Consider the following 8355-nt stretch of genomic DNA (forward strand, 5'->3'; position numbering starts at 1 on the left):
AAACAGTTTCCCAAACTGTTTTACTCTCAAAATTCCTGAGTGCCTGAAACGTTATTGTTTCAGGCACTTTTCTCACAGCGGAAAGTCTCGAAAATAAATAGCCATTCATCAAAAATCCTGACTACACTTTCAGGCTTTTTGCTTATTTCTCAAGTAAGTCTTGGATCAAGTCTTCCATGGCAGCTGGCTCTGTTTTGGAGGAGAAACGTTGGGCGACTTGGCCTTGTCGGTCGATGACAAATTTTGCGAAGTTCCATTCGATGCGTTTGCCAAGTGGTCCGGCTGCTTGGCTTTTGAGCCAGTCATAGAGAGGAAGGGCTTCTTTACCATTGACCTTGGCTTTAGCGAATCGTGGGAAGGTGGTCTGGTAGTTGAGGCTGCAGAAGCTATTGATTTCTTCTGCAGTTCCTGGTGCCTGCCCCATGAATTGGTTACAGGGAATGTCTAGGATTTCCAGCCCCTTTTCCTGGTAGCGTAGGTAGAGATCTTGCAGTCCTTGGTATTGCGGGGTCAAGCCACAGCCTGTTGCTGTATTGACCACGATGAGGACCTTACCTTGGTAGTGAGAAAGGGGAATTTCCTCCCCTTGTTGGTTTTCTAACGAAAAATCATAAATGCTAGTCATAGGTGGTATCCTTTCTGTCTTTTCAACTTTTATTGTAGCACAAATGTCCTAAAATTGGGCCAAGAGGAGCATGACTTCTTGCTTTAGTCCCTCCTGTGAAAATGATATAATAAGAAGATAACAAGCTCTCAAGAAAATACCAAAAGGAGAATGGAACGGATGAAATTACTCTATACGGATGTTCGGACCCCCTTGACCCAGGTCCTGACACAAGAAGCCGTAGGGTTAGTGGAACAGGGCAAGCGTGTGTTTTACATTGCACCAAACTCTCTTTCCTTTGAAAAAGAAGCCAAGGTATTGTCCTATTTAGAAGGTCAGGCTTCTTTTGCCATTACCGTCACGCGCTTTACCCAAATGGCCCGTTATTTCATCCTGAACCAGGTCTTTGAGGAGCAACCCTTAGATGACATCGGTCTCGGTATGTTGTTTTTTAAAGCCCTTTCCCAAATGAAGGAGCAGGATCTTAAAGTTTACGGAGCCCTACGCAAGGATCCTCAGTTTATCCAGCAACTGGTTCAGCTCTACCATGAATTACAGACAGCCCAGATGGATTTTACAGATTTAGAGTTGCTCGGGGAAGCTGAAAAAAGAGAGGATCTCATAGCGATTTTTGAAGCTGTCTCTGAGATGCTGGTCCAGCACCAGTATGAATCCCAGTCCAAGATGGCCGTTTTCCTCAACCAGGTTGAAGAGGGGCACTTGGAAGAGCAATTGAAAGATGTGGCGATCGTCGTCGATGGCTTCACGCGTTTCTCTGCGGAAGAAGAGGCCTTGATTGGTCTCCTTCACCGAAAAGGAGTGGAGATTGTCATCGGGGTCTATGCCAGTGAAAAAGCCTATCGAGCAAGCTTCAGAGAGGGCAATCTCTATCAGGCTAGTGTTGACTTTCTGCTCCAGCTGGCAAAGACTTTCCAAGTTCAGCCTCAGTATTGTGGGCAAGCGATCGAAGATTCCTTTAGTCGCATGACGCGTATGTTAGAAGCGTGCTACGATTTTTCACAAGTGGAAAATGAGCTCAAGGAACACGATCGAACAGCGGTCCAACTCTGGCAGACCAATACGCAAAAAGAAGAGTTGGAATTTGTCGCTAAATCCATCCGTCAGCGCCTTCATGATGGGGCACGCTATCGGGATATTCGGGTCTTGCTAGGCGATGTAGAAGCTTATCAACTGCAACTCAAGACCATTTTTGATCAGTATCAGATACCCTTTTACTTGGGACGAAGCGAAGCCATGGTCCATCACCCCTTGATTCAGGTCATTGAATCCTTGTGGCGGATCAAGCAGTTCAATTACCAGACAGAAGACGTCATCAATCTGTTGAAAACGGGTCTGTATAGTGATCTGACGCAAGAAGAAGTCGATGCTTTTGAGCAGTACCTTCGCTTTGCAGAAGTAAAGGGTGCTGCAAAATTTCACAAGCCATTTACCAGCAATCGTCAGGGTAAGTTCAATCTAGAAGCACTCAATGCCCTCCGAGAACGCGTCGTAGAACCTCTAGCGCCCTTCTTTTCACAGCGCAAACAAAAGGTGACCCATCTCTTAACAGCCTTTACAGAGTTTCTGCAAGAGGCTCAGCTTTCTCAGAATCTACAAGCTTTGATCAAGGATCTAGCTTTGGAAGAGCAGGAGCGCTATGATCAAGTTTGGAAGGCCTTCCTCCACGTCTTAGAAGAATTGAATCTGGTTTTTGAGGACCAAGAACTGACAGTGGATGACTTTTTAGCTCTTGTCTTATCGGGGATGCAATTGTCTCAATACCGGACAGTTCCTGCTACGGTCGATGTGGTGACGGTTCAGTCCTATGACTTGATTGAACCTTTGACAGCGCCTTTTGTTTACGCGATCGGGCTGACCCAGGAGCGTTTTCCAAAGATCGCTCAGAACACCTCTCTACTCAGTGAAGAAGAGCGCCAGCAGCTGAATGAGGCCACCCAAGAAGGAGCAGAGCTCCAGGTGGTGACCAGCGAAAATCTCAAGAAGAATCGCTTTGTGGCGGTTTCGCTCCTCAATGCGGCGACCAACCAACTGGTCCTATCGGCCCCTAGCTTGGTCAATGAAATGGAAGATAGTGTCTCTCCTTACCTTGTCGAATTGACCAAGGAACCTATTGCCATCGAGTGGACGACCAAACAAGCCCAAGCCTCGAGTGATGATATCGGGACTTACCGGGCCCTCCTAGCGCGCGTGATCGAACTCCATCAAGAAGAAATTACGAGTGAGTTGTCTCCTGAAGAAGCCAGCTTTTGGGGTGTGGCGGTACGGGTCTTGCGCAAGAAATTAGCCGCTGAAGGTATCCAGATTCCTCAGATTTCAACGGAATTAAAGAGCCGTCAGCTTCAGTCGGATACGCTTCAAGCGCTCTATCCAGAGGGCAAAGCCTTGACCTTATCCGCTTCTGCCTTGAATGAATACTACAAGCACCAGTATGCCTTTTATCTGCGCTATGTCTTGGGCTTACAAGAGGATGAAACCATCCGGCCAGACGCTCGTAGTCATGGGAATTTCTTGCACCGGATCTTTGAACGAGTCTTAAAAGATAGTTCCGATCAAGCGTTTGATCGGCGTTTAAATGAGGCGATTCGAGAAACCAGCCAAGAAGCAGAGTTTCAGCAATTGTATACAGAAAGTGGAGAGACCGAGTTTATTCGCAACTTGCTTCTTGATACTGCGAAAACAACGGGGCGTGTCCTCGCCCAGCAAAATGGCATCGAGACCATTGGTGAGGAGACTCTCTTTGGCGGGAGCGCCCACACCTCTTATCCTTTGTCTGATGGCCGTCTCCTGCAGCTACGAGGCAAGGTGGACCGCATTGATCAGTTAAGTGATCGGGGAGCTCTTGGCGTTGTGGATTATAAGTCGAGCTTGACGCAATTCCACTATGACAAGTTCTTTAATGGCCTGAATTCTCAATTGCCAACCTATCTCTCTGCCATTCAGGATCTGAAGGAATACCAAGCGGAGCAAGGGATTTTCGGAGCCATGTATTTGGAAATGGGAGATCCCCTAGTAGATCTGAGAAAGACCAAGACAGTCGAGGACGCCATCAACCAAACTATGAAAAGTCAACAGTACAAGGGGCTCTTTATGGCAGATCAGGCGCCTTATCTGGGAGAGGCCTATGATAAGAACAAGGCTATGATGCTGAGTAAGGAAGAACTGGACTTGCTCCTCTTGTACAACGCTTATCTCTATAAAACAGCAGCAGAAGGGATTCTCAAGGGGCAATTTGCCATCAATCCCTATAGTGAAAATGGGCGCAATATCGCACCATTTGTGGAGCAGTTTAAATCTATCACAGGATTTGAAGCCGATCGTCACCTAGGTCAGGCACGGTTCTTGACCAAACTAGACCAAAAAGGAATACGCGGTGAAAAGGTGAAAGCCGCTTGGATCGAGAAGATGAAGGAGGTCTTGAACAAATGATCAAACAAGCATTTTTGACAAGAGAAGAAATCAAGGCCCTTCAGGCCCAAGAGGCAGCTTCTACCAAAGAGCAAAAGCGAACACCAGAACAGATCGACGCCATCTATAGTTCGGGGACCAATATCCTGGTGTCAGCCTCTGCTGGATCGGGAAAGACCTTTGTCATAGTGCAAAGGATTTTGGATCAGATCCAGCGAGGCATCTCGATTAAGGAACTCTTTATCTCGACCTTTACGGTCAAGGCAGCAGGAGAGCTCAAGGATCGTTTGGAAAGTGAACTTGGAAAAGCCCTGCAAGCGAGCGATGATCCAGAGCTTAAGCAACACCTGGCCCGTCAAATCGCAGATGTCGCTACTAGCGATATCGGAACCATGGACTCCTTTACCCAAAAGGTCCTAACGCGCTATGGCTATTTGCTTGGGTTGGCACCTCAGTTTCGCATTTTACAAAACGCCAGTGAGCAACGCCTCTTACAAAATGAAGTCTTTCAAGCTGTTTTTGACCGCTATTACCAGGGGGAAAATCAAGAGGCCTTTGTGCAGATGGTCAAGAATTTCACGGGGCAGCGCAAAAATTTGACCTTGTTTAAAGAACAGATCTACCAGATCTATGACTTTCTTCAGTCGACCAGTGATCCGGAGAAATGGCTGGAAGAGCATTTCCTAAAAGGTTATGAGGAGACTGATTTTGAACAGGTTGAAGGCGATCTGATGGAGAGCATCCAGCAGGCCCTTTATGAGGCAGAAAGCTTTTTTGCCTTTCATTTGTCCAATGAGGGCCGAGCATTTGGCAAGGCCAAATATTTGGAAGCTGTAGAAGAGGTGCTCGATCAGATTGGAAGCCTGACAGGTCGCACCAATAAAGAACAACTGACCTCTGTCCTAAAGGCAGTCGTGGCGATTAGCCGGGCTTCAAATGGGGGAGCCTTGACCAATAGAGCCCGAAAAGAAGAGCTGAAAGACCTAGTTACGGCCTATAACCAGGATAAAACCATACATATCAATCGCCTCAGAGACTTGGAAAATCAGCTCTATCAGCTGGAATTTCAACAAACCTTCCACCAAGAAGAAGGCCCCATGCTCTCCTTGCTCCGGGACTTTATCAGAGACTTTGCTCGCGCTTATCTGGAGCGAAAAATCCAAGAAAAAGCTTATGAATTTGGGGATATCAGTCATTTTGCCATTCAAATTTTAGAGCAATTTCCAGAGGTGAGACAAGCCTTTCAAGAGCGTTATCATGAGGTCATGGTCGATGAGTACCAGGATACCAACCACACCCAAGAGCGGATGTTGGACTTGCTGTCAAATGGCCACAATCGCTTCATGGTGGGGGATATCAAGCAATCCATTTACCGCTTCCGTCAGGCGGATCCACAGATTTTTAATGATAAATTTAAAGCCTACCAAGAAGAAGGGGCGAAAGGGCGGTTGATTCTCCTCAAGGAAAATTTCCGGAGTCATGTGGAGGTGTTGGACGCGACCAATGATGTCTTTCGTCATTTGATGGACGAAGAGGTGGGCGAGATTGAATACAATCAAACCCACTATCTGGTCGCAGGAAGCGATAAGCAGCGGATGGCCTTGCCTCAACATCGGGCAGAATTTTTGCTTTATGATGGCACCCAAGATCAGGAAGAAAAGACCGAAGACGAGGAAGCTCCTCTTGGAGTCGAGACGATTTCCAAGGGAGAAATTCTCCTGGTTATCAAAGAAATTTTACGTCTCCATCGGGTGGAAAAAGTGCCCTTTAAAGAGATCACGCTCTTAACGGCGACTCGAACGCGAAATGATGCGATACTGGAAGCCTTTGACCAGTACCATATTCCGATTGTGGCAGATAGCGGACAGGCGCATTATCTTGAGTCACTGGAAGTGATGGTCATGTTGGATACCTTGCGGACCATTAACAATCCCTTGCATGATTATCCCTTAGTAGCCCTCATGAAATCCCCCATGTTTGACTTTGATGAAGATGAGTTGGCACGGATTTCCTTGCAGACGCTTCCAGAGCAAAAGCAAATGGCCTTCTACCACAAGGTCCAGTTAGCCCTTGAAAAGACTGCAGAGCAGGCACGATTGATCGATGCCAAGCTCTCAGCTAAAATCGAGAACTTCCTCAAGGTTTTATCCACTTGGAGAGCTGCTGCTAAGACCTCTTCGCTCTATGATTTGCTGTGGAAAATCTATGAGGATCGCTATTACTATGACTATGTCGGCGCCCTTCCAAATGGCGCCAAGCGACAGGCCAACCTCTATGCCTTGACGCTTCGAGCCAATGATTATGAAAAAGCCAGCTTTAAGGGCTTGTCGCGCTTCATTGCCATGATCGACAAGGTGATCGAAAATGAACACGATTTGGCCAGCGTCCCTCTTGCAGCACCAAAAGATGCCGTCCAGCTCATGACCGTCCATAAGAGTAAGGGGCTGGAATTCAAGTATGTCTTTATTCTCAATATGGACAAGGCCTTTAACCGTAAGGATCAATCGGGGCCGATTATCCTCAGCCGTCAAAAAGGGATTGGCTTTAAATACATTGCCAACCTGCCAGTTGAGACCGAAAATCCAGCCGCTCCTGAAAGCATCCGCCTGCAGATCGAAACACCTTGCTACCAAGGCAATGTGGAAGAAACAAAATTAGCCACGATTTCAGAGCAGATGCGTCTTCTATATGTTGCTATGACACGGGCCGAGCTCAAGCTCTATCTAGTCGGAAAAGGTAGCGAGGACAAATTGCGTGATACCGATTGGGGGACCAGTCGCAATGGCAAGCTGGATCCGGAAAAACGAAAAGAATGGACCTCTTATCAGGACTGGCTCTTTGCTATTCAAGATGTGTTTGCCAAGAATACCCTGGCTTATGACACGCGTTTTGTGACAGATGAAGACCTAACACCGGATCAACTGGTGCCTATAGAGAAAGAGCAGGATTCCCGCCTGGATCAGCTCAAGGATGTCCGCCAGTCAGAGGATATTCGTCGGGCTTTGGATATCTTGGAAAATGTTGATCGCCTCAATCAGCTCTATGCTCCGGCCATTCATTTGCCAAGTGTCCGTACCCCTAGCCAGATCAAGAAATTCTACGAGCCGGTCATGGATGCCAATGGCGTCCAGATCATGGATGCGAAGCTTGTTGCGCCTGAGTTTGAGCTTCCAACTTTTGGTCAAGAAAAAGCCGTGACTGGAGCACAAGTCGGTAGTGCAGTCCATGAGCTTATGCAGCGCGTGCCTCTTGAAGAAGAAATCACGCTGGATACACTGCGTCAAGCCTTGGAGCAAGTCCAAGCAGAGCCAGCAGTCAAAGCGCGCATCAAGCTAGAGGCCATTCTCGCTTTCTATGAGACGCCTTTGGGGACCTTGCTTCAAAGAGAAGCCCCTCGGGTTCATCGTGAAGCCCCCTTTGCCATGCTGAAGAAAGATCCAGCTAGTGGAGAGGACTTTGTCGTGCGGGGGATCTTGGATGGGTATATCGTGCTAGAAGATCGGATCCTGCTCTTTGACTACAAGACAGATCACTACAAGGTCCCTAGCCAATTGGTCGAACGCTACCGAGATCAGCTCGATCTCTATGCAGAAGCTCTTCGCCGTTCCTATGGCCAAGAGCACGTTGAAAAATATCTGATACTTTTAGGTGGCCCTCATCTAGAAGTAGTGAAAGTGGAGTAACACATGATAATTGCAAAGGAAAAAATTGAACGCATCCAAAGGATGGAAGGTTATTTGAATGACTATGCTAAGACTTTGGAAGATACCAAAAAAGCAATGGATCGACTAAAAGAGCATCAAGAGAGCTATATCCAACTGCGCGATTATTATAGTAGTCAAGCCTATTTTGATGATTTGGACTTGTCCAATCAGTCTGACTTTCCAGCAGATCTACCTTGTGGTGTCTTGTCCGAAGATGCTGTCTATGATTTGTTAGACGAGCATTTTCAGATGGGAGTTGATCTATTGGAGATCGCAACGAAGATGATCAAAGAACGGTGAATGATCTCTTCACCTTTTGAAACAAACACAAAAAAAGCTCCGGTTTTCCGGAGCATTTAGATTGAAGACAAATGTCATCATAGAAACTTTCCTTAGGTGAGTACGGACGTCAGGTGAAATTATCCAGTGGATGATTTCAGCAATCCAGGAAGTTCCATGACTAAATCAAGATACAAAGGGCGACTACGGATAAAGTCAAAATAGGAAGTTTGACGAAGAATCTTTAGATTCTAGGAGAACTTATCTTTTTGACACAATCCGCAGCCTGTGTTCAATTAGTTTTGAACCTCTTCGCTCTTTAATTTCTGGGCTCAGGCTAAA

4 protein-coding genes are annotated in these 8355 nt (G+C 46.9%); 3 read left to right on the plus strand and 1 reads right to left on the minus strand.

Translation table 11 applies throughout. From position 1 onward, the window contains the following. Positions 1–142: 142 nt before the first annotated feature. On the minus strand, positions 143–625 hold the full coding sequence (locus HMPREF2686_RS00400; RefSeq protein WP_049486543.1) for a glutathione peroxidase: 483 nt from the start codon (positions 623–625) through the stop codon (positions 143–145). A 159-nt stretch (positions 626–784) separates the two neighbouring features. Here HMPREF2686_RS00400 and rexB point away from each other — a divergent pair, with 159 nt between their 5' ends. The 3 genes from rexB to HMPREF2686_RS00415 are packed head-to-tail and all read left to right on the plus strand — an operon-like array spanning position 785 to position 8034. Next, entirely contained in the window at positions 785–4051 is a 3267-nt protein-coding gene (gene rexB / locus HMPREF2686_RS00405; RefSeq protein WP_070448800.1) for an ATP-dependent nuclease subunit B, read from the plus strand. Then, positions 4048–7713, plus strand: a complete 3666-nt coding sequence (gene addA / locus HMPREF2686_RS00410; RefSeq protein WP_070448788.1) for a helicase-exonuclease AddAB subunit AddA — start codon at positions 4048–4050, stop codon at positions 7711–7713. Before rexB ends, addA begins: the two co-directional genes overlap by 4 nt. A 3-nt stretch (positions 7714–7716) precedes the next feature. Then, positions 7717–8034, plus strand: a complete 318-nt coding sequence (locus HMPREF2686_RS00415; protein ID WP_049486545.1) for a DUF4298 domain-containing protein — start codon at positions 7717–7719, stop codon at positions 8032–8034. The last annotated feature ends 321 nt before the right edge of the window (positions 8035–8355 follow it).

The sequence above is a fragment of the Streptococcus sp. HMSC057G03 genome (assembly GCF_001808745.1).
GTDB lineage: Bacteria > Bacillota > Bacilli > Lactobacillales > Streptococcaceae > Streptococcus > Streptococcus parasanguinis_Z.